Genomic DNA, 20,656 nt, shown 5'->3' with positions numbered 1-20,656 from the left:
GCATGGCTACCCATTTGGTTTTGTTGCGTAATGATTTACGCGTCACTGATAATCTAGCCCTATATGCGGCCTGTCAGGATGAGCACGCCAGGGTGATGGCGGTATTTATTGCCACGCCGAAGCAGTGGGCAGCACATGATATGGCACCACGGCAGGCGGCATTTTTACGGCAAAATCTGCAACTGCTACAGGCGGCACTCGCCGCTCGCGGGATACCGCTGCACTATCATCAGTGTGATGATTTTCAGGAATCTATTGTCTGGCTGGATAGTTTTTGTCAGCAGCAGCAAGTTGATGCGCTGTTTTACAATCAACAGTATGAGTTGAACGAGCGGCGGCGGGATGAGGCATTCACGGCGCAACTAAATCGTCAGTCGATTGCTTGCCATAGTTTCCATGACAGCGTGCTATTGCCGCCGGGGAGTGTCCAGACCGGCAACCATGAGATGTACAAAATATTTACCCCGTTTCGCCGCGCCTTTATTCAGCGGCTGATGATGAGTGATTGCCGTTGTGTACCCGCACCAAAAGCGCGGCAAAACTCAGGCGCTGTCGAATTATCGCCGCTCGAGCCATTTGATTATCCGCAGCACTCGGTCGACAACTCATTATTTCCGGCAGGTGAGGAGGCGGCATTGCAGCGCCTGCGCAGTTTCTGCCGTGAGCAGGTTCAGGACTATCTGCAACAGCGTGATCGGCCCGCCATTGCCGGAACTAGCTGTTTATCTCCTTATTTAGCGCTGGGAATACTTTCACCCCGTCAATGCTTTAACCGCCTGCGGGCCGAGTGCCCTGATCTGCTGGAGAAGAGTGACAGTGGGGCTTTTACCTGGCTTAATGAGTTGATCTGGCGTGAGTTTTATCGTCATTTATTAGTGGCCTATCCCCGTTTATGTCAGCATCATCCCTTTATTGGCTGGACTGATGCAGTAAGATGGAATCACTCAGAACAGCAATTAATCGCCTGGCAGCAGGGGCAGACGGGTTATCCTATTGTCGATGCCGCAATGCGGCAACTGAATGAAACCGGCTGGATGCATAACCGCCTGCGTATGATTAGCGCCAGTTTTCTGGTCAAAGATCTGCTGATCGACTGGCGGCACGGCGAGCGCTATTTTATGTCTCAATTATTGGATGGCGATTTGGCAGCTAATAATGGTGGCTGGCAGTGGGCGGCGTCGACGGGCACCGATGCGGCTCCTTACTTTCGTATTTTCAATCCCACCACGCAAGGAGAGCGTTTTGATCAAGAGGGCACCTTTATTCGCCGTTGGTTGCCGGAACTGGCGGCGGTGCCAGACAGTGATATTCATCAGCCCTGGCGCTGGGCGCAACGGCAGCAGCAACATCTGAATTACCCACCACCGCTGGTGGACCATAAGCTGGCTAGATTGGCGACACTCGCGGCATTTGACGCCGCTAAGCGGGATGGCAGCAAGGAAGCCTAATCACAAGGAGCCTTCATGTTTTTGTTAAATTCTTCGGCTAACGCCATGTTATGCCGCCATAATAGGGCCAAAATGGCGCTTAACACGGGGCTGGTTTTATCCTTTAGCCTGTATAGCTCACTGGCCGCGGCGGGCTTTGAGGTGGTAGCACTTGGCGTCGATGGTGGCGTCACCGATGGCAACCTGACCTCCTATCTGATTCGTGATGATAGCCAGCCACTCTATTTGGCGCTGGATGCCGGTTCAGTGTTACCGGGCATTGCCAAAGCGCTGGAAAAAGGCAGTTTCCCTGATATTACCGATGAAATGGCCGCGCCATTGACCCGGCAGGGCTATATCTTCCGCCAACGCATTAATAGCTATTTCATCAGCCACGCCCATCTTGACCATGTATCCGGCCTGATTATCGGTTCACCGGAGGACAGCAAAAAAACTATTTATGCCTCGGCTGATACCATTGATGTGCTGAGGAACTACTATTTTAACTGGCGCGTCTGGCCCAATTTTACCGACAGCGGCAGTGGCACCCGTTTGGGCACTTACCGGATGCAAATGGTGCGCCCAGCCCAGCCGGTGAGCCTCGGACTCACGCGCTTAACTGGTGAGATGTACCCGCTGAGCCATGATAAGTCGCCCTCTTCGATGCTGCTGATTAGCAGTAATAATGCCGCTTTTGCCTATTTTGGCGATACCGGCCCGGATGAGATAGAGAAGTCAAAAAATCTGGATACGGTGTGGCGCAAGCTGGCTGAAAAGGTCAAACAGCAGCAACTGAAAGGGATGATGATTGAAGTCTCCTACCCGAATGCGGTAAGCGACGGCAAGCTGTATGGTCATATGACCCCCAAATGGTTGCTAAAGGAGTTGAAAAATCTGGAAAAGCAGAGCGGCGAAGGTCAGCCCTTAAAAGGTCTGCCGGTGGTGATTAGCCATATAAAACCCTCACTCCAGCAGGGGCAGGATGTACGGCAATCCATCGCCAGTGAGTTGCAGCAAGGCAATGATATGGGGGTGAATTTTATTTTGATGGCGCAAGGGGATCGCCAGCAGTTCTAGCCATTTTTTATCTTTAAGGAGAGTGACATCATGCGTAATACTGAATTAGAAATGCGGCTCAATAACAAACTTAATACGGCGGCTTTTCAGGATTATGCGCCCAATGGGTTGCAGGTTGAGGGGCGTCAAGATGTACGGCGCATCGTGACCGGTGTTACCGCCAGTCAGGCGCTGCTGGATGCGGCAGTGGGGCAACAGGCGGATGCTATTTTAGTGCACCACGGCTACTTCTGGAAGAACGAACCGGTGGTGGTGCGCGGAATGAAACGTAACCGTTTGAAAACATTGCTTACCCACGACATTAACCTGTATGGCTACCACTTACCGCTGGATGCCCACCCTGAGTTGGGTAATAACGCACAGCTGGCGCAGTTGCTCGGCATTCGGGTGCTGGGTGAAATTGACCCCTTGCTGCCCTATGGCGAGTTTGATCAGCCGCTAAATGCGGTGATTTTACGTGAACGTCTGGAAAAAATCTTGAACCGTGGGGTGTTGCATTGTGGCGATCATGCACCAGCAGAGATCCGTCGCATTGCCTGGTGTAGTGGTGGCGGGCAGGGATACATTCAGCAAGCCGCTGAATTTGGGGTGGACGCATTTATAACGGGCGAAGTTTCTGAACAAACCATTCATATTGCCCGAGAGATGGGGGTGAATTTCTATGCGGCAGGGCATCATGCCACTGAGCGCTATGGCATCAAAGCGCTGGGTGAATGGTTGGCCGCAGAGCATCAACTTGAGGTTATCTTTATTGATATCCCCAACCCCGCCTGACCCCAGTTTTGCCCTCTTATGCAGTATGCACTGATGATTTTCATCGGTGCATTGCTGTTATTAATGCATTTATCTCACTTAATCGCGTAGTTAACCACTCATAGAATAAGGTTTTATCCGGTTTCAGCGTGTTTAAAACAGTCATCTCATTGCTATTGAGGGTTAAGCCTGCAATTTTTAAGAATATTTCCTCGCTTAATACTGATTCTAAATAAGAAAAAATTAGTTTCTGCTGTCAATTCACATCAAAAAACTAGAAAACCTGCCGTTATCAGCGGTTAATTTCACTCTTTATGCTGTGCTTAGTGATTATTTGCCACTAGCGGTTAATTAGGCTCTATTGACAGCGGCCAGGCGCTAACGCATAAATATGTACTTATAACTGTTAGTTATCCAACGAAAATGAAAATAGAAATTCTAAATTAATCAGGGGAATGTGATTGCAACGAGCACGATGCTATTTACTGGGAGAAAGTGCGGTGGTTCTGGAGCTGGAACCGCCGGTAACCTTAGCAAGCCAGCAACGAATTTGGGGTTTGGCTGATCGACTGATTCATCATCCGGATGTCCTTGAGGCGATCCCCGGCATGAATAATCTCACCTTATTGCTAGCGGATCCGCAAAATAGGGCGCTGGACGCCATCGAAAAACTCCAGCGTTGGTGGGAAGAGAGCGAGTCATTAGTCCCTGAGTCCCGCGATATCACTATTCCGGTGGTTTATGGCGGCGAGGCCGGCCCTGATCTGGCTGAAGTGGCGCGCCACACCGGCATGACTGAGAGTCAGGTGGTCGAGTGCCATGCCGGGGCGAGCTATATCGTCTACTTCCTCGGTTTTCAGCCGGGTTTCTCATACTTAGGTGGGATGCCGGAACAGCTCGCTACCCCACGGCGCGCGGAGCCACGGCTGGTGGTCGCCCCCGGTTCTGTCGGGATTGGTGGCAGCCAAACGGGCATCTATCCGCTGGCGACCCCCGGCGGCTGGCAGCTTATCGGCCGCACCTCGCTGGCACTATTTAACCCACTGGAGATGCCGCCAACCTTGCTACGCCCAGGGGATAATGTGCGCTTTCTGCCGCTAAAGGGGGGTGTATGCTGAAGATTATTCGTTCCGGTATTTACACCACGGTGCAAGACAGTGGCCGTGGCGGTTTCCGCCGATTAGGGATCAGTCAGGGCGGGGCGCTCGATTTACCGGCGCTGAAAATGGCCAATATGTTGGTGGGCAATGAGGCTGATGCTGCCGGGCTGGAGATCACCCTAGGACAATTTGCCGCTGAATTTACTCAGGCGGGTTGGCTAGCGGTGACAGGGGCCGGTTGTGATGCGCGGCTTGATGACCAACTGCTGTGGACTGGCTGGCGTTATCCGGTCAAGCCGGGGCAACAGCTCAAACTCAGTGTGCCACACCGTGGGATGCGCAGCTATCTGGCTATCTCTGGCGGCATTGATGTGCCGGAGATGTTGGGATCGCGCAGCACTGATTTGAAAGCGGGTTTTGGCGGTTATCAAGGGCGATTGATTAAAGAGGGCGATGCCCTGCCATTGGGTAAGCCGACACGGTTGCCCCGAGAATCTGTGGGCATCAAACAACTGCTGTTCGGTAACCGAGTTCGTGCGGTGCCGGGGCCGGAATATCATCAATTCGACGATATTGCGCAGGGCGCTTTCTGGCGTGAGGCCTGGCAGCTTAGCCCGCAAAGCAACCGGATGGGCTATCGTCTGACGGGCCGAGAACTCACCCGCACGACCTCCCGCGAAATGTTGTCCCACGGCTTATTGCCCGGTGTGGTGCAGGTGCCCCATAACGGGCAGCCGATTGTGCTGATGGTGGATGCACAGACCACTGGGGGTTACCCGCGTATTGCCTGCGTGATCGAGGCTGATCTCTACCATTTAGCGCAAATTAGGCTCGGTGAGCCGGTGCATTTTCTGCCATGTACCGTCGAAGAGGCGCTGCGGGCAAAATCAGAACAGCAGCATTTCCTGCAACAAATTGAGTGGGGCTTGCAGAAAGGTTTCGATGCCGTGGAGGCCAAATGAAGATTGATTTAAATGCCGATTTAGGTGAAGGCTGCGCCAATGATCAGGCGCTGTTGCAGTTGGTCAGTTCGGCCAATATCGCCTGTGGTTTTCATGCTGGTGATGCGCAGACCATGCGCCAATCAGTGCGCTGGGCCATCGAATATGGCGTAGCTATCGGCGCACATCCTGGCTTCCCTGATCGCGAGAATTTTGGCCGCACCGCGATGCAACTCCCGCCTGAAACCGTCTATGCCCAAGTGATTTATCAGTTGGGTGCGCTGGCGGCTATCGTCAAGGCGGAAGGGGGGGTGATGCAGCATGTGAAACCCCACGGCATGTTGTACAACCAGGCCGCAGTCGATCCTGCGCTGGCAGATGCTATTGCTCAGGCAGTTAAAGCGGTCGACTCCTCCTTACGCCTCGTCGGGCTAGCGGGTAGTGAGTTGATTAGCGCCGGCCAGCGGGCCGGCCTCATCACGCGACAGGAGGTGTTCGCCGATCGCCGCTATCAACCCGATGGCACCTTAGTGCCGCGCAGCCAACCCGATGCCCTCATTGAAAGTGACGATTTGGCACTGTCACAAACCTTAGCCATGGTGCAGCGTCATCAGGTTCAGGCCGGTGATGGCAGTTGGGTCGCGGTGCAGGCAGATACGGTTTGCGTGCACGGCGATGGCGCTCATGCCTTGGCATTTGCCCGCCGCTTACGTAACAGTTTTCAGCAGGAAAATATCGCGGTCACCGCGCAGTAGTGAGGCCGTGACTGGGTAATTGTTGGGCAATCACAATCATAACCGCTTGGCCCTGGCGGAATAGATTCACCCATTAAATGCATTTTAAGACAGGAGAGTCACCTTGGAACAAACAGTAAATCTTTGGCCGCTGATTGGTATCGCGGCGATCGTCATTGGCTTTTTACTGCGTATCAACGCGGTGTTAGTGGTGATTACCGCCGGGATCATCACCGGTGTGGCGGCATTGATGCCCCTCGCTACTATTTTGGAAAAGTTGGGGGAGGGCTTTCTCAACACCCGTAACCTACCACTAATCCTGCTATTGCCACTGGCCGTTATCGGCTTGCTTGAGCGCCACGGCTTGAAAGAGCGTGCGCAGGCGTGGATTGCGCAAATTAAGAGTGCCACCTCTGGCCGTTTACTGATTGTCTACCTGTTTGTGCGCGAAGCCACGGCAGCAATGGGTCTCACCAGCCTTGGCGGTCATCCACAAATGGTGCGTCCATTGCTGGCACCGATGGCGGAAGGGGCTGCGGAAACCCGTTATGGTGAGCTGCCGGAAAAAGTGCGCTATCGTTTGCGCGCCATGTCGGCCGCCACGGATAATGTCGGCCTGTTCTTCGGTGAAGATATTTTTGTCGCCTTCGGTGCCATTATCTTCATGCACAACTTTATGTTGGAGTCGGGGGGCATTCAAACCGAGCCACTACACATCGCGTTGTGGGGAATTCCGACCGCGATTTGTGCTTTCTTGATCCATGCTTTCCGTCTGCAACGTTTAGATAAACAACTCGCGGCAGAATTAACCGCGCTGAATCAGTCTGCCCTGGCAACCAAGGGAGACACCAAATGATTTTCCAACAACAATATTTGTACTGGCTGGCCGGCGCGGTATTACTGATTGTCTCGGTGATGTCGTTTCGTGATAAAGCCAACCCGCGCCGCATCACGACGGGTCTGTTCTGGGGGCTGTACGGGCTGATTTTTCTGGTGGGTGATTGGACCTATCGACTGGCCAATACGCTGGCAGGCGAGGGGCCGGATGAGAAGCGTATCCTGAATATTACCGTCGGTGTGGTGGTGGTGATAATGGCGCTGATTGCAGGTTTCGGCGGTGTAAAACTGGGCAGTTATCATCAGCGCACAGCGCAAGAGCGCGAAGTGAGCGCTAAGCGGTTGGGTAATCGGCTGTTTATTCCCGCCCTGGCTATTCCGGTGGTGACGGTGATTGGCGTGTTACTGTTTAATAATATTCCGGCACTGGATCAATGGCTGTTTGGCACGGGTAATCACGCCACCTTGGTCACCCTGTTTTCGATGACTGTTGGTTGTGTCGTTGGCTTGATTATTGCGGTGGTGATGACCCATGAAACGGCAGCACAGCCGGTGCAAGAAGCGCGGCGGCTGCTGGACTCAATCGGTTGGGCATTTATCTTGCCGCAAATTTTGGCAACACTGGGCCTGCTGTTTACCACTGCCGGTGTCGGGGTGGCCATTGCACATTTGACTCAAGAGTATCTGGCGGTGGATCACCGCTTTGTCGCCGTGGCGGTCTATGCTATTGGCATGGCAGTATTAACTATGATAATGGGCAATGCCTTTGCTGCCTTCCCAATCGTGACTGCCGGCATCGGTATTCCCATTTTGGTGTTGCAACACGGCGGTAATCCGGCGGTGATGGCGGCTATCGGGATGTTCTCCGGTTACTGCGGTACATTGATGACACCAATGGCTGCCAACTTTAACATTGTCCCGGCTGCATTATTGGAGCTGCCGGACAAAAATGCGGTAATCAAAGCACAAATTCCAACCGGTATTACTCTTTTGATAGTTAACGTATTTTTACTCTATTTTCTGATGTTCCTCTAGGAGAGGCGATGAAAAGCGTACTCATTACCGGGTTTGAACCCTTTGGCGGGGAGCGTATCAATCCGTCGTGGGAAGTGGTTAATCAACTGAATGATTTAATGCTAGGCGGGGTCAGAGTGGTGGCCCGTCAGTTACCTTGTGCCTTCGGCGAGGCACTTACTGCGCTGAATGCTGCGATGGATGATATTCAGCCGATTTTGGTGTTAGCCGTTGGGCAGGCGGGAGGGCGTGCGGATATCACCATCGAACGGGTGGCGATTAACGTCGATGATGCGCGAATTCCCGATAATTTGGGCCATCAGCCGGTAGATCAACCCATCGTTGAAAATGGCCCCGCAGCTTACTTTACCCGTTTACCGATTAAGGCGATGGTGCAGGGGATGCGTGAGGCGGGTATTCCGGCCTCGGTTTCCCAGACGGCAGGAACCTATGTCTGCAACCATGTCATGTATGGCCTATTGCATCGGTTAAATCAGCTTAATAGTGAGGTAAAGGGTGGATTTATCCATATCCCTTATCTGCCTGAGCAGGCGGTCAATCACCCTGGTGCGCCGAGTATGTCGACTCACTCGGTGTTGATCGCGTTGGAGTTAGCCATTTCGATCGCGTTGCAAATTGAGCATGATTTGCATATCTCTGGTGGCGCGATTCATTGATGTTGCTTATAACCCCCACTCTCTGGGGATAAAAAAAACGCCACCTAAGGGTGGCGTGAGGTTATTGACAAAGTGCCGGTTGCGGAGAGAACAGCTAGATCGTAAAGACGCCGTCAATCCATCCATGGAGGCTCGAGCCGCGCCATCCCTGGCGCGGACGCTTGACTCTTCTACCCGTCCTCTCCGTTCCAGATCGCGTCATCGGGGTTTTGACTGAACAGAACTAGATGTCAGCTTATTTATTCAGCTGGCTTTTAAAATCACGCTCTGCATAACCGGTATAAAGCTGACGTGGACGGGCGATTTTGATGCCGTCATCGTGCATTTCATTCCAGTGAGCAATCCAGCCGATGGTCCGGGCGATGGCGAACATCACCGTAAACATTGAAGATGGAATTCCCATGGCTTTCAGGATGATACCTGAATAGAAGTCCACGTTTGGATAGAGTTTCTTCTCAATGAAGTACGGGTCGTTCAGCGCGATACGTTCCAGCTCCATCGCGACTTCCAGCAGGTTGTCGTTCAGATTCAGCTCTTTCAGCACTTCATGACAGGTTTCACGCATCACGGTGGCGCGAGGGTCGTGGTTTTTATACACCCGGTGACCGAAGCCCATCAGGCGGAAAGAGTCATTTTTATCTTTCGCACGGCGGATAAATTCAGGAATGTGCTCTACGGTTTTAATCTCTTCCAGCATCTTCAGGCAGGCCTCGTTCGCGCCACCGTGAGCTGGCCCCCACAGGGAGGCGATACCTGCGGCGATACAGGCAAACGGGTTCGCGCCAGAAGAACCGGCGGTGCGGACAGTAGAGGTAGAGGCGTTTTGTTCATGGTCGGCATGCAGGATGAAAATGCGATCCATAGCGCGCTCAAGCACTGGGTTAACTTCGTATTTCTCACATGGCGTGGAGAACATCATGTGCAGGAAGTTGCCCGCGTAAGAGAGGTCATTGCGCGGATAAACAAATGGCTGGCCAAGGGAGTATTTGTAGCACATCGCGGCAACGGTCGGCATTTTGGACAGCAGACGGAAAGCGGTGATCTCACGGTGGCGTTCGTTATTCACATCCAGCGCATCATGGTAGAAGGCTGCCAGTGCGCCGGTGACCCCACACAATACGGCCATTGGGTGTGAGTCGCGGCGGAAACCGTGGAACAGACGGGTAATCTGCTCATGGATCATGGTATGGCGGGTCACCGTGGTTTTGAACGTTTCATACTCTTCTGCAGTTGGCGTCTCGCCATACAGCAGAATGTAGCAAACTTCCAAATAGGTCGAATCTTTTGCCAGTTGGGCAATCGGGAAGCCACGGTGCAGCAGAATACCTTCATCACCATCAATGTAAGTGATTTTTGATTCGCAGGATGCGGTAGAGGTAAAACCGGGGTCAAAGGTGAAATAACCTTTAGAACCCAAGGTGCGGACGTCAATAACGTCAGTGCCGAGGGTTGGGGATAGCACGCCCAGTTCGATCGCAGCTTCGCCTTCCAGATTCAGCGTCGCCTTTTTGTTAGCCATTTACAGTCTCCTTAGCGCTTATTTTAAAACCTCTAACAACTAAAATAGCTTACACGCCTGTAAGGCAGCACTGCTCTGTTTTATTCATCGCTTAACCTACTGACTCGGTGTTGCTGCGCAGGTAGCTCTCTCACTCGAATAACTTATCAATGTAAGTGCTTCAGGGTTCGCTTGTTTGCTGTCTCGCTGCTACGTCAAGTTCTTTAGGTCTAGAACGTGATTTAGGGTACAGAGTATCTTGCCAATGCAGCCCGTGATCCGACACGCTGGATCGACAGGTGATGTTTCAAAGTTGTTAACGATTTGTCAGGTTCTTATCTTTTATAATTCATTGCCTACGATTTCTATGGGGATATTCACTCATTACACTGTTACATAACTCGCGCTTATGGGGAAGTGTATACGCAGACCTTTGGTGAATGATATGGCATATTTCTACTTTAGTTGTAATTTAAATGTTTATTCTTTGTCAAATCAGATAATTAATTTTATGTAAATTATGTAAATCGTGATCGTAATCACTGTTCAGGGGAAATGTTCCCAATCAGATTGTGTGGGAATTGTAATAAGAATGTGAACCCCCTATACTGCCGCCAGGTCTCCGGATTACCCTGAAGTAGGAGCACCCAGCGTTATAAAGAGCACGCCATTTAAGCATTCAGGATGTTATGTCTAAATGTGTGATGTGAAGGGTTTAAGCCCTTAACGCTGTCTGATCCCCACCCAGGCCCGGAGGATGGAAATTAATAAGAGCTGTGTGGGCAAAAACGTGAAAAAACAAAGACCTGTCAATTTGGATCTGCAAACGATCCGATTTCCTGTTACTGCGATAGCGTCCATTTTACACCGCGTCTCTGGCGTAATGACTTTCGTTGCCGTTGGTATCCTCCTTTGGCTGTTAGGTTTGTCTGTTTCCTCGCAAGATGGATTCATGCAGGCTGCGGCGATCATGAATAGCTTTATTGTTAAATTCATCTTCTGGGGAATACTCACTGCGCTGGCCTATCACGTTTGCGGTGGCATTCGTCACTTGCTAATGGATTTCGGCTATATCGAAGAGAGCTTGGCTGCGGGGACCCGCTCCGCCCAAGTCACAATGGTGTTAACCCTGGTGCTGTCAGTTTTAGCTGGAGTCCTTGTATGGTAAGCAATGCTTCTGCGTTAGGGCGTAATGGAGTACACGACTGGCTGTTACTGCGTGCTTCTGCAATCGTCATCACTCTGTATATTCTTTATATTCTGGGCTTCGTGGTTATCGTCCCAGATATCACCTATGAAATCTGGCGCGGCTTCTTCGCTTCGCACATCACAAAAGTATTTACCCTGCTGACTTTACTGTCGATTCTGGTTCACGCCTGGATTGGTCTGTGGCAGGTATTAACGGACTATATAAAGCCGCTGGCGATACGACTGGTGTTACAGCTTGTTGTCGTGATTACGCTGCTGGTTTATCTCTTGTATGGAACAATTGTGGTGTGGGGTGCTTAAATGAAACTGCCGGTCAGAGAGTTTGATGCTGTTGTTGTCGGTGCGGGTGGTGCAGGTATGCGCGCCGCGCTGCAAATTTCACAAATGGGGCTATCTTGCGCCCTGATATCAAAAGTTTTCCCAACCCGTTCCCATACGGTGTCGGCGCAGGGCGGTATTACCGTCGCGCTGGGTAATACCCACGAAGATAACTGGGAATGGCATATGTATGACACGGTAAAAGGCTCCGATTATATCGGTGACCAAGATGCCATCGAATATATGTGCAAAACCGGCCCAGAAGCGGTTCTGGAACTGGAACATATGGGGTTACCTTTCTCCCGTTTGGATGATGGCAGCATTTATCAGCGGCCATTCGGTGGGCAGTCGCTGAACTTCGGCGGTGGGCAAGCTGCGCGTACAGCGGCAGCCGCTGACCGTACTGGACATGCCCTGCTACATACCCTTTATCAGCAAAACCTGAAAAATCACACCACAATTTTCTCCGAGTGGTATGCGCTGGATTTGGTGAAGAATCAGGACGGTGCTTTTGTTGGCTGTACTGCCATCTGTATCGAAACCGGTGAAGTGGTCTATTTCAAAGCACGGGCGACGATATTGGCGACCGGCGGTGCCGGGCGTATTTATCAATCCACCACCAATGCGCACATTAATACCGGTGACGGTGTCGGCATGGCTCTGCGTGCCGGAGTCCCGGTGCAGGACATGGAAATGTGGCAGTTCCATCCGACGGGTATCGCCGGAGCGGGGGTATTGGTGACGGAAGGTTGCCGTGGTGAAGGCGGGTATCTGCTAAACAAACACGGTGAGCGCTTCATGGAACGTTATGCCCCGAACGCCAAAGATTTGGCGGGTCGTGACGTAGTGGCACGTTCCATTATGATCGAAATCCGTGAAGGCCGTGGCTGTGATGGTCCGTGGGGGCCACATGCCAAACTGAAACTGGATCATTTGGGTAAAGATGTGTTGGAGTCCCGCCTGCCGGGTATTCTTGAGTTATCACGTACCTTTGCTCACGTGGACCCAATCAAAGAACCTATCCCAGTGATCCCAACGTGCCATTATATGATGGGGGGGATCCCAACCAAAGTGACCGGTCAGGCTATCACCGTCAATGAAAAGGGCGAAGACGTTGTCATCCCTGGTCTGTTTGCTGTCGGTGAAATTGCCTGTGTTTCTGTCCACGGCGCAAACCGTCTGGGTGGCAACTCACTACTGGACCTGGTGGTATTTGGTCGCGCAGCCGGTATGCATCTGCAAGAGTCATTGATGGAGCAGGGTGCTAGCCGTGATGCCAGCGATTCGGATATTGAAGCTTCGCTGGACCGCATGAATCGCTGGAATAACACCCGTTCAGGTGAAGATCCGGTTGAGATCCGCAAAGCATTGCAAGCCTGTATGCAGAATAACTTCTCGGTCTTCCGTGAAGGGGATGCTATGGCAAACGGCTTGGAAGAACTAAAAACTATCCGCGAACGTCTGCAAAATGCCCGTCTGGATGACACTTCTAGCGAATTCAATACCCAGCGTATTGAGTGTCTGGAACTGGACAACTTGATGGAAACTGCGTTTTCCACCGCCGTCTCAGCAAACTTCCGTACCGAAAGCCGTGGCGCGCATAGCCGCTTCGACTTCCCGGAACGTGATGATGCGAACTGGCTGTGTCATTCGCTCTATTTGCCAGACACCGAAAGCATGACCCGCCGTGAGGTAAACATGCAACCTAAGTTACGCGCGGCCTTCCCGCCGAAAGTGCGTTCTTATTAAGACATGTGTTGTGCTGATAGGGTTAAACCCTAACCCGTTGCGGAGGATTAGATCATGAAGCTTGAGTTTTCAATTTATCGCTACAACCCGGACGTCGATGACGCGCCGCACATGCAAGAGTATACGCTGGAAGCGGAAGAGGGCCGGGACATGATGTTGCTGGATGCGCTAATCCAGCTGAAAGAAAAGGACCCAACGCTATCGTTCCGCCGCTCATGCCGTGAAGGCGTTTGCGGTTCCGATGGCCTGAATATGAATGGCAAAAATGGCCTGGCCTGTATCACGCCAATTTCAGCTTTGCAGAAGGGCAATAAGAAGATTGTGATTCGCCCATTGCCGGGGTTACCGGTGGTGCGGGATTTAGTGGTCGATATGGGGCAGTTTTATACTCAGTACGAGAAAATCAAACCTTACCTATTAAATGACGGCAAAAATCCGCCAGCACGTGAGCATTTACAGTCGCCGGAACAGCGCGAGAAGCTGGATGGTCTGTACGAGTGCATCATGTGTGCTTGCTGCTCAACCTCTTGTCCGTCGTTCTGGTGGAATCCGGATAAGTTTATCGGCCCGGCTGGGTTATTGGCTGCCTATCGCTTCCTGATAGATAGCCGTGATACTGAAACAACAGCACGTTTGGATGATCTGGACGACGCTTTTAGTGTTTTCCGCTGCCATAGCATCATGAATTGTGTCAGTGTTTGTCCTAAGGGCCTTAACCCGACCCAAGCGATTGGTCACATTAAATCTATGCTGTTACAGCGTAGCGCATGATAGTCAAAGTGTTGCTAATGACTGTTACAGCATAGCGAATGACTGTTACAGCGTAGCGAATGATTGTTGCAACATAGTGCGTGATGTGAGTTTATTAACCTGGGGAATGGTTTCCCCAGGTAGCTTCAAGGTAGGGAATCTCTAAAAGCCGACGCGCTGTCCGTTTTTAGAGGTTCCTTGAACGGGACCGTTAAGGTCCATAACAGAACGTGCATTGAGCATGTCGAGTGAACCGTTTTTACGGCAAACCGTTGATATTACGGTGTATATGTTAACCACGGCGAAAACTGAAGCTTCAAAGCTTAAGGGATCATGATGCAGAACGGCGCAATGAAGGCCTGGCTGGATTCCTCCTATCTGGCGGGCGCGAACCAGTCCTACATAGAGCAGCTCTATGAAGACTTTTTAACTGATCCTGGTTCCGTTGATGATAGTTGGCGTTCAATTTTTCAACAACTACCAACGACGGGTGTAAAACCTGATCAGTTCCACTCTCAAACGCGTGAGTATTTCCGTCGCCTGGCGAAGGACCCCTCGCGTTATAACTCATCCATCAGCGATCCTGAAAATGATGCCAAGCAAGTCAAGGTGTTGCAGCTAATCAACGCCTTCCGCTTTCGCGGCCATCAACATGCCAACCTTGACCCACTTGGTTTGTGGAAGCAGGAGTCTGTTCCAGACCTCGAGCCTTCCTACCACAACCTGACTGATGCCGATTTCCAGAACACCTTCAATGTGGGCTCTTTTGCTATCGGCAAAGAGACCATGAAGCTGTCTGACCTGTATGCAGCCCTGAAGCAGACTTACTGCGGCCCTATCGGCGCTGAATATATGCACATAACCAACACCGAAGAGAAACGCTGGCTGCAACAGCGTATTGAGTCGGTGGTCGGGAAACCGACATTCAGCGAAGAAGAGAAGCGCCGTTTCCTGAGCGAACTGACTGCCGCTGAAGGTCTGGAACGTTATCTCGGAGCCAAATTCCCCGGTGCTAAGCGCTTCTCGCTGGAGGGCGGCGATTCGCTGGTCACCATGCTCAAAGAGATGATTCGCCATGCCGGTAAAAATGGCACACGTGAAGTGGTTCTGGGGATGGCTCACCGTGGCCGCCTGAACGTATTGATTAACGTGCTGGGTAAGAAACCGGAAGATCTGTTTGATGAGTTCGCCGGTAAGCATAAAGAGCATCTGGGGACGGGGGACGTCAAATACCATCAGGGCTTCTCGTCTGATGTGGAAACCGAAGGCGGTCTGGTTCACCTGGCGCTGGCCTTCAACCCATCCCATCTGGAGATTGTCAGCCCGGTGGTTATCGGTTCTGTGCGCGCACGCCGTGACCGTCTGGATGAAGCCCGCAGCAACATGGTATTGCCAATCACCATTCATGGTGATGCGGCGATTGCCGGTCAGGGTGTGGTGCAAGAGACCTTGAACATGTCACAAGCTCGCGGCTATGAAGTCGGCGGGACTGTGCGCATTGTTATCAACAACCAGATTGGGTTTACCACCTCGAACCCGCTGGATGCACGTTCTACTCAGTACTGTACCGACATCGCTAAAATGGTACAGGCACCGATTTTCCACGTGAATGCGGATGATCCTGAGGCTGTGGCGTTTGTGACGCGTCTGGCGTTGGATTTCCGTAACACCTTTAAACGTGACGTGATGATCGATCTGGTTTGCTACCGTCGCCATGGGCATAACGAAGCCGATGAGCCAAGTGCCACGCAGCCAGTGATGTATCAGAAGATCAAAAAACATCCGACACCGCGCAAAATCTATGCTGATAAGCTGACTGAGCAAAATATCGCGACCCTGGAAGATGCCACGGAAATGGTCAATTTGTACCGTGATGCATTGGATGGTGGCGAGTGTGTGGTGGAAGAGTGGCGTCCGATGAATCTGCAATCCTTCACCTGGTCGCCGTATCTGAACCATGAATGGGATGAAGAGTACCCAAGCAAAGTTGAAATGAAACGCCTGCAAGATTTGGCGCGTCGTATCAGCCATGCGCCGGAAGCCATTGAAATGCAATCCCGTGTTGCCAAGATTTATGGTGATCGCGCCTTGATGGCCAGCGGTGAGAAGCCATTCGACTGGGGTGGGGCTGAAACACTGGCCTACGCCACACTGGTTGATGAAGGTATTCCAATCCGCCTGTCGGGTGAAGATGCGGGGCGCGGAACCTTCTTCCATCGTCATGCTGTGATCCATAACCAGAAAAATGGCTCAGTTTATGTACCACTGTCGAATGTGCACAGCGGGCAGGGCGATTTCCAGGTTTGGGACTCAGTGCTGTCGGAAGAAGCGGTCTTGGCATTCGAATATGGCTACGCCACCGCAGAACCTCGCACCCTGACTATCTGGGAAGCGCAGTTCGGTGACTTTGCCAACGGTGCTCAGGTGGTTATCGACCAGTTCATCAGCTCCGGTGAGCAGAAATGGGGCCGGATGTGTGGTCTGGTGATGCTGCTGCCACATGGCTACGAAGGCCAAGGCCCAGAGCACTCATCTGCGCGGTTGGAACGCTACCTGCAACTTTGTGCTGAACAAAATATGCAAGTGTGTATCCCATCAACGCCGGCACAGGTTTACCACATGATTCGCCGTCAGGCGCTGCGTGGTATGCGCCGTCCGCTGGTGGTGATGTCGCCGAAGTCACTGTTGCGTCATCCGTTAGCGATATCATCTCTGGATGAGTTGGCGAATGGTAGCTTCTTGCCTGCTATCGGCGAAGTTGACGAAATGGACCCGAAAGGCGTTAAGCGTGTCGTGATGTGTTCTGGCAAGGTCTATTATGATCTGTTGGAACAACGCCGCAAGAATGAGCAAACCGATGTCGCTATTGTGCGTATCGAGCAGCTTTATCCGTTCCCGCACCATGCCGTTCAGGTGGTATTGGAGCAATTTGCTCACGTGCATGATTTCGTCTGGTGTCAGGAAGAGCCGCTTAATCAGGGTGCATGGTATTGCAGCCAACACAACTTCCGCGAAGTGATCCCATTTGGTGCTTCCTTGCGCTATGCAGGTCGCCCGGCGTCCGCTTCACCGGCAGTTGGATACATTTCCGTACACCAGAAACAACAACAAGCTCTGGTTAATGACGCGCTGACCGTTGAATAGCGAATCGGTTAACACATAAAGGATAGAGAATGAGTAGCGTAGATATTAATGTTCCTGACCTCCCTGAGTCTGTCGCCGATGGCTCAGTTGCAACCTGGCACAAAAAACCGGGTGACAGCGTTAAGCGTGATGAAGTGTTGGTTGAGATTGAAACAGACAAAGTGATCCTGGAAGTTCCGGCCAGTCAGGACGGTATTTTGGACGCCATTTTAGAAGATGAGGGTGCAACCGTCACCTCACGTCAGGTTCTGGGCCGTATCCGTCCAAGTGATAGCTCAGGCAAGCCGACAGAAGAGAAGAGCCAAAGCACTGAGTCCACCCCGGCCCAGCGCCAGACTGCCAGCCTGGAAGAAGAGAGCAACGATAGCCTCAGCCCGGCCATTCGTCGCCTGATTGCTGAGCATGACCTTGATGCTACTGCCATTAAAGGCAGCGGTGTTGGCGGTCGAATCACCCGTGAAGACGTTGATAGCCATTTGGCAAACCGTAAAGCAGCGCCAGCAGCGGTTGCCGCTAAAGTTGAAGCCGCAGCGCCAGCCGCGTTGGCGGGCCGCAGTGAAAAACGTGTGCCAATGACTCGTCTGCGTAAACGTGTTGCTGAGCGTCTGTTGGAAGCGAAAAACAGCACCGCGATGCTGACCACGTTTAACGAAATCAACATGAAGCCAATCATGGATCTGCGTAAGCAGTACGGTGAAGCTTTCGAGAAACGTCACGGTGTCCGCTTGGGCTTTATGTCCTTCTATATCAAAGCGGTTGTTGAAGCACTGAAACGCTATCCTGAAGTGAATGCCTCCCTTGATGGCGAAGACGTGGTTTACCACAACTACTTCGATATCAGCATTGCTGTTTCTACCCCGCGCGGCCTGGTGACTCCGGTCTTGCGTGATGTAGATACCATGGGCATGGCGGATATTGAGAAGAAAATCAAAGAGCTGGCTGTAAAAGGCCGTGATGGTAAACTGAAAGTTGAAGAACTGACTGGCGGTAATTTCACCATTACCAACGGCGGTGTATTTGGCTCCCTGATGTCGACTCCGATCATCAACCCACCACAAAGCGCGATCCTTGGTATGCACGCCATCAAAGATAGGCCTATGGCGGTAAATGGTCAGGTAGTGATTCTGCCGATGATGTATCTGGCACTCTCCTACGATCACCGCTTAATCGATGGCCGCGAGTCTGTGGGCTATTTGGTGACGGTGAAAGAGATGCTGGAAGATCCAGCTCGCTTGCTGCTCGACGTATAAAAAAGATAAATGACAAGGTTAGCCTGATTGCAAGGTGTTGATTACCTGCCTCCGCGCAATCAGGCAACCTAGTAGGCTTCGGCCCATCTCAGACCTTATATGGATAGAACATCATGAATTTACACGAATATCAGGCAAAACAACTGTTTGCTCGGTATGGCATGCCAGCTCCAACTGGCTACGCCTGTAGCACACCGCGTGAAGCAGAAGAAGCCGCATCTAAGATTGGTACTGGCCCGTGGGTGGTTAAATGTCAGGTTCATGCGGGCGGTCGCGGTAAAGCGGGTGGCGTGAAACTGGTTAACAGCAAAGAAGATATTCGTGCTTTCGCTGAACAGTGGTTAGGTAAAAAACTGGTGACTTACCAGACAGATGCGCATGGTCAGCCGGTTCACCAGATTCTGGTTGAAGCAGCAACTGATATCGACAAAGAGTTGTATCTGGGCGCGGTTATTGATCGCAGCTCCCGCCGTGTGGTGTTTATGGCATCTACCGAAGGCGGCGTTGAAATTGAGAAAGTTGCCGAAGAGACGCCAGAACTGATCCATAAAATTGCACTGGATCCGTTGACTGGCCCACAGCCTTATCAGGGGCGCGAATTGGCCTTTAAGCTGGGGCTGACGGGTAAGCAAGTGGCTCAGTTCACCAAGATCTTTATGGGTCTGGCAACACTGTTCCTGGAACGTGATCTGGCGATGGTTGAGATAAACCCGCTGGTTATCACCAAACAGGGTGATCTGGTCTGCCTGGATGGCAAATTGGGCGCGGACGGTAATGCTCTGTTCCGTCAACCAGAACTGCGCGAAATGCGCGACCAGTCGCAAGAAGATGCCCGTGAAGCACAAGCTGCGCAGTGGGAACTGAACTATGTGGCGCTGGATGGCAACATCGGTTGCATGGTCAACGGTGCTGGTTTGGCAATGGGTACCATGGACATCGTGAAACTGCACGGTGGTGAACCGGCTAACTTCCTTGATGTGGGCGGTGGTGCAACCAAAGAGCGTGTGACTGAAGCCTTCAAAATCATTTTGTCTGACGACAAAGTGAAAGCGGTTTTCGTTAACATCTTCGGCGGCATTGTGCGTTGCGACCTGATCGCTGACGGCATTATTGGTGCCGTTGAAGAAGTCGGTGTTAGCGTGCCCGTGGTGGTTCGTCTGGAAGGGAATAACGCCGAACTGGGTGCCAAAAAACTGGCAGACAGCGGTTTGAATATCATTGCTGCGACCAGCCTGACAGATGCGGCTCAGCAAGTTGTAGCGGCAGTGGGGGCTAAATAATGTCAATTTTAATTAATAAAAATACCAAAGTTATTTGCCAGGGTTTTACCGGTAGCCAAGGGACTTTTCACTCTGAACAAGCTATCGCCTACGGCACAAAAATGGTTGGCGGTGTCACGCCAGGTAAAGGCGGCACTCAACATCTGGGCCTGCCGGTCTTCAATACCGTGCGTGAAGCCGTAGAAGCTACTGGTGCGACCGCATCTGTTATCTATGTGCCAGCACCATTTTGCAAAGATTCGATTCTGGAAGCCATCGACGCCGGTATCAAACTGATTATCTGTATTACTGAAGGCATCCCAACGCTGGATATGCTGGTGGTAAAAGTCAGATTAGAACAGTCTGATGCGCGCATGATCGGCCCGAACTGCCCAGGTGTTATCACTCCGGGCGAATGTAAAATTGGCATCATGCCGGGCCATATTCACTTGCCAGGTAAAGTTGGTATCGTTTCTCGCTCAGGTACGCTGACCTATGAAGCGGTAAAACAGACCACTGACATTGGTTTTGGCCAATCGACATGTGTTGGTATTGGTGGCGACCCAATCCCAGGTTCCAACTTTATTGACATTCTGAAGTTGTTCCAGGAAGACCCACAAACTGAAGTCATCGTGATGATAGGTGAAATTGGCGGTAATGCAGAAGAAGAAGCGGCAGCTTATATCAAAGAGCACGTGACTAAACCTGTTGTCGGTTACATTGCTGGCGTTACTGCGCCAAAAGGTAAACGTATGGGTCACGCAGGTGCCATTATTGCTGGTGGTAAAGGTACGGCGGATGACAAATTCGCGGCACTGGAAGCGGCAGGCGTGAAAACGGTACGTAGTTTGGCTGAAATTGGTCATGCGGTTAAGGCAATCTTGCCGCAGTAATCAATAAACGGCACTCTATAGAGGCC

Annotated in this window: 19 protein-coding genes; 17 read left to right on the top strand and 2 right to left on the bottom strand. The window is 51.8% G+C overall.

The window, feature by feature from the left end; all coding sequences use genetic code 11:
- Positions 1-2 precede the first annotated feature (2 nt).
- From phrB to pcp, 9 genes are all read left to right on the top strand, one after another.
- Positions 3-1,448, top strand: coding sequence for a deoxyribodipyrimidine photo-lyase (gene phrB, locus AACW11_RS07815; RefSeq protein WP_212586361.1), 1,446 nt, complete (start codon positions 3-5; stop codon positions 1,446-1,448).
- Between the two features lie 45 nt (positions 1,449-1,493).
- Complete coding sequence (locus AACW11_RS07810) at positions 1,494-2,504, top strand: MBL fold metallo-hydrolase (RefSeq protein ID WP_212586384.1); 1,011 nt, start codon at positions 1,494-1,496, stop codon at positions 2,502-2,504.
- 30 nt (positions 2,505-2,534) lie between these two features.
- Complete coding sequence (locus tag AACW11_RS07805; RefSeq protein WP_212586360.1) at positions 2,535-3,278, top strand: type 2 GTP cyclohydrolase I; 744 nt, start codon at positions 2,535-2,537, stop codon at positions 3,276-3,278.
- Between the two features lie 440 nt (positions 3,279-3,718).
- Positions 3,719-4,375 (top strand): 5-oxoprolinase subunit PxpB, encoded by a 657-nt coding sequence (gene pxpB / locus AACW11_RS07800; RefSeq protein ID WP_212586359.1) that lies wholly within the window; start codon positions 3,719-3,721, stop codon positions 4,373-4,375.
- Complete coding sequence (gene pxpC, locus AACW11_RS07795) at positions 4,369-5,319, top strand: 5-oxoprolinase subunit PxpC (RefSeq protein WP_212586358.1); 951 nt, start codon at positions 4,369-4,371, stop codon at positions 5,317-5,319. Before pxpB ends, pxpC begins: the two co-directional genes overlap by 7 nt.
- Positions 5,316-6,053 carry a 5-oxoprolinase subunit PxpA gene (pxpA, locus tag AACW11_RS07790; RefSeq protein WP_212586357.1) on the top strand — a complete coding sequence of 246 codons (738 nt, stop codon included), beginning with the start codon at positions 5,316-5,318 and terminating at the stop codon, positions 6,051-6,053. The genes pxpC and pxpA overlap by 4 nt, the downstream gene beginning before the upstream one ends.
- 103 nt (positions 6,054-6,156) lie before the next feature.
- On the top strand, positions 6,157-6,888 hold the full coding sequence (locus AACW11_RS07785) for a DUF969 domain-containing protein (RefSeq protein WP_212586356.1): 732 nt from the start codon (positions 6,157-6,159) through the stop codon (positions 6,886-6,888).
- The gene (locus AACW11_RS07780; protein WP_212586355.1) at positions 6,885-7,904 is read left to right on the top strand and encodes a DUF979 domain-containing protein; all 1,020 of its coding nucleotides are present in this window, start codon (positions 6,885-6,887) and stop codon (positions 7,902-7,904) included. The genes AACW11_RS07785 and AACW11_RS07780 overlap by 4 nt, the downstream gene beginning before the upstream one ends.
- An 8-nt stretch (positions 7,905-7,912) precedes the next feature.
- On the top strand, positions 7,913-8,560 hold the full coding sequence (gene pcp, locus AACW11_RS07775; protein WP_212586354.1) for a pyroglutamyl-peptidase I: 648 nt from the start codon (positions 7,913-7,915) through the stop codon (positions 8,558-8,560).
- 6 nt (positions 8,561-8,566) lie between these two features.
- Here pcp and AACW11_RS07770 read toward each other — a convergent pair whose 3' ends face one another.
- Both AACW11_RS07770 and AACW11_RS07765 read right to left on the bottom strand, forming a co-directional pair.
- Positions 8,567-8,686, bottom strand: coding sequence for a gluconate 5-dehydrogenase (locus tag AACW11_RS07770; RefSeq protein WP_339379047.1), 120 nt, complete (start codon positions 8,684-8,686; stop codon positions 8,567-8,569).
- Between the two features lie 109 nt (positions 8,687-8,795).
- Complete coding sequence (locus tag AACW11_RS07765) at positions 8,796-10,079, bottom strand: citrate synthase (RefSeq protein WP_212586353.1); 1,284 nt, start codon at positions 10,077-10,079, stop codon at positions 8,796-8,798.
- Positions 10,080-10,815: 736 nt separating this feature from the next.
- Here AACW11_RS07765 and sdhC point away from each other — a divergent pair.
- The 8 genes from sdhC (at position 10,816) to sucD (ending at position 20,630) form a co-directional block, all read left to right on the top strand.
- Entirely contained in the window at positions 10,816-11,226 is a 411-nt protein-coding gene (sdhC, locus tag AACW11_RS07760) for a succinate dehydrogenase cytochrome b556 subunit (protein WP_172666406.1), read from the top strand.
- The gene (sdhD, locus tag AACW11_RS07755; RefSeq protein ID WP_212586352.1) at positions 11,220-11,567 is read left to right on the top strand and encodes a succinate dehydrogenase membrane anchor subunit; all 348 of its coding nucleotides are present in this window, start codon (positions 11,220-11,222) and stop codon (positions 11,565-11,567) included. The genes sdhC and sdhD overlap by 7 nt, the downstream gene beginning before the upstream one ends.
- A complete protein-coding gene (sdhA, locus tag AACW11_RS07750) occupies positions 11,568-13,334 on the top strand; it encodes a succinate dehydrogenase flavoprotein subunit (RefSeq protein ID WP_212586351.1) in 1,767 nt (588 codons plus the stop codon).
- Between the two features lie 54 nt (positions 13,335-13,388).
- Positions 13,389-14,105 (top strand): succinate dehydrogenase iron-sulfur subunit, encoded by a 717-nt coding sequence (locus AACW11_RS07745; protein WP_212586350.1) that lies wholly within the window; start codon positions 13,389-13,391, stop codon positions 14,103-14,105.
- 315 nt (positions 14,106-14,420) lie between these two features.
- Positions 14,421-17,228, top strand: coding sequence for a 2-oxoglutarate dehydrogenase E1 component (gene sucA / locus AACW11_RS07740; RefSeq protein ID WP_212586383.1), 2,808 nt, complete (start codon positions 14,421-14,423; stop codon positions 17,226-17,228).
- A 29-nt stretch (positions 17,229-17,257) separates the two neighbouring features.
- Positions 17,258-18,478, top strand: coding sequence for a 2-oxoglutarate dehydrogenase complex dihydrolipoyllysine-residue succinyltransferase (gene odhB, locus AACW11_RS07735; RefSeq protein WP_212586349.1), 1,221 nt, complete (start codon positions 17,258-17,260; stop codon positions 18,476-18,478).
- 113 nt (positions 18,479-18,591) lie between these two features.
- Entirely contained in the window at positions 18,592-19,758 is a 1,167-nt protein-coding gene (gene sucC / locus AACW11_RS07730; protein WP_049608426.1) for an ADP-forming succinate--CoA ligase subunit beta, read from the top strand.
- Positions 19,758-20,630: a succinate--CoA ligase subunit alpha gene (sucD, locus tag AACW11_RS07725; protein ID WP_212586348.1), complete on the top strand. Its 873-nt coding sequence runs from the start codon at positions 19,758-19,760 to the stop codon at positions 20,628-20,630. The genes sucC and sucD overlap by 1 nt, the downstream gene beginning before the upstream one ends.
- Positions 20,631-20,656: the final 26 nt, after the last annotated feature.

The sequence above is a fragment of the Yersinia sp. Marseille-Q3913 genome (genome assembly GCF_963892745.1).
Classification (GTDB): Bacteria; Pseudomonadota; Gammaproteobacteria; order Enterobacterales; family Enterobacteriaceae; genus Yersinia; species Yersinia bercovieri.
Note: the sequence above shows the minus strand (reverse complement) of the source record. Positions and strands in the feature narration are given on the sequence as shown.

Coding starts and splice junctions, on each gene's coding strand:
- phrB (WP_212586361.1), top strand. CDS start 3: ATGGCTACCCATTTGGTTTTGTTGCGTAATGATTTACGCGTCACTGAT.
- AACW11_RS07810 (WP_212586384.1), top strand. CDS start 1,494: ATGTTATGCCGCCATAATAGGGCCAAAATGGCGCTTAACACGGGGCTG.
- AACW11_RS07805 (WP_212586360.1), top strand. CDS start 2,535: ATGCGTAATACTGAATTAGAAATGCGGCTCAATAACAAACTTAATACG.
- pxpC (WP_212586358.1), top strand. CDS start 4,369: ATGCTGAAGATTATTCGTTCCGGTATTTACACCACGGTGCAAGACAGT.
- pxpA (WP_212586357.1), top strand. CDS start 5,316: ATGAAGATTGATTTAAATGCCGATTTAGGTGAAGGCTGCGCCAATGAT.
- AACW11_RS07780 (WP_212586355.1), top strand. CDS start 6,885: ATGATTTTCCAACAACAATATTTGTACTGGCTGGCCGGCGCGGTATTA.
- pcp (WP_212586354.1), top strand. CDS start 7,913: ATGAAAAGCGTACTCATTACCGGGTTTGAACCCTTTGGCGGGGAGCGT.
- AACW11_RS07770 (WP_339379047.1), bottom strand. CDS start 8,686: ATGGATGGATTGACGGCGTCTTTACGATCTAGCTGTTCTCTCCGCAAC.
- AACW11_RS07765 (WP_212586353.1), bottom strand. CDS start 10,079: ATGGCTAACAAAAAGGCGACGCTGAATCTGGAAGGCGAAGCTGCGATC.
- sdhC (WP_172666406.1), top strand. CDS start 10,816: ATGGAAATTAATAAGAGCTGTGTGGGCAAAAACGTGAAAAAACAAAGA.
- sdhD (WP_212586352.1), top strand. CDS start 11,220: ATGGTAAGCAATGCTTCTGCGTTAGGGCGTAATGGAGTACACGACTGG.
- sdhA (WP_212586351.1), top strand. CDS start 11,568: ATGAAACTGCCGGTCAGAGAGTTTGATGCTGTTGTTGTCGGTGCGGGT.
- AACW11_RS07745 (WP_212586350.1), top strand. CDS start 13,389: ATGAAGCTTGAGTTTTCAATTTATCGCTACAACCCGGACGTCGATGAC.
- sucA (WP_212586383.1), top strand. CDS start 14,421: ATGCAGAACGGCGCAATGAAGGCCTGGCTGGATTCCTCCTATCTGGCG.
- odhB (WP_212586349.1), top strand. CDS start 17,258: ATGAGTAGCGTAGATATTAATGTTCCTGACCTCCCTGAGTCTGTCGCC.
- sucC (WP_049608426.1), top strand. CDS start 18,592: ATGAATTTACACGAATATCAGGCAAAACAACTGTTTGCTCGGTATGGC.
- sucD (WP_212586348.1), top strand. CDS start 19,758: ATGTCAATTTTAATTAATAAAAATACCAAAGTTATTTGCCAGGGTTTT.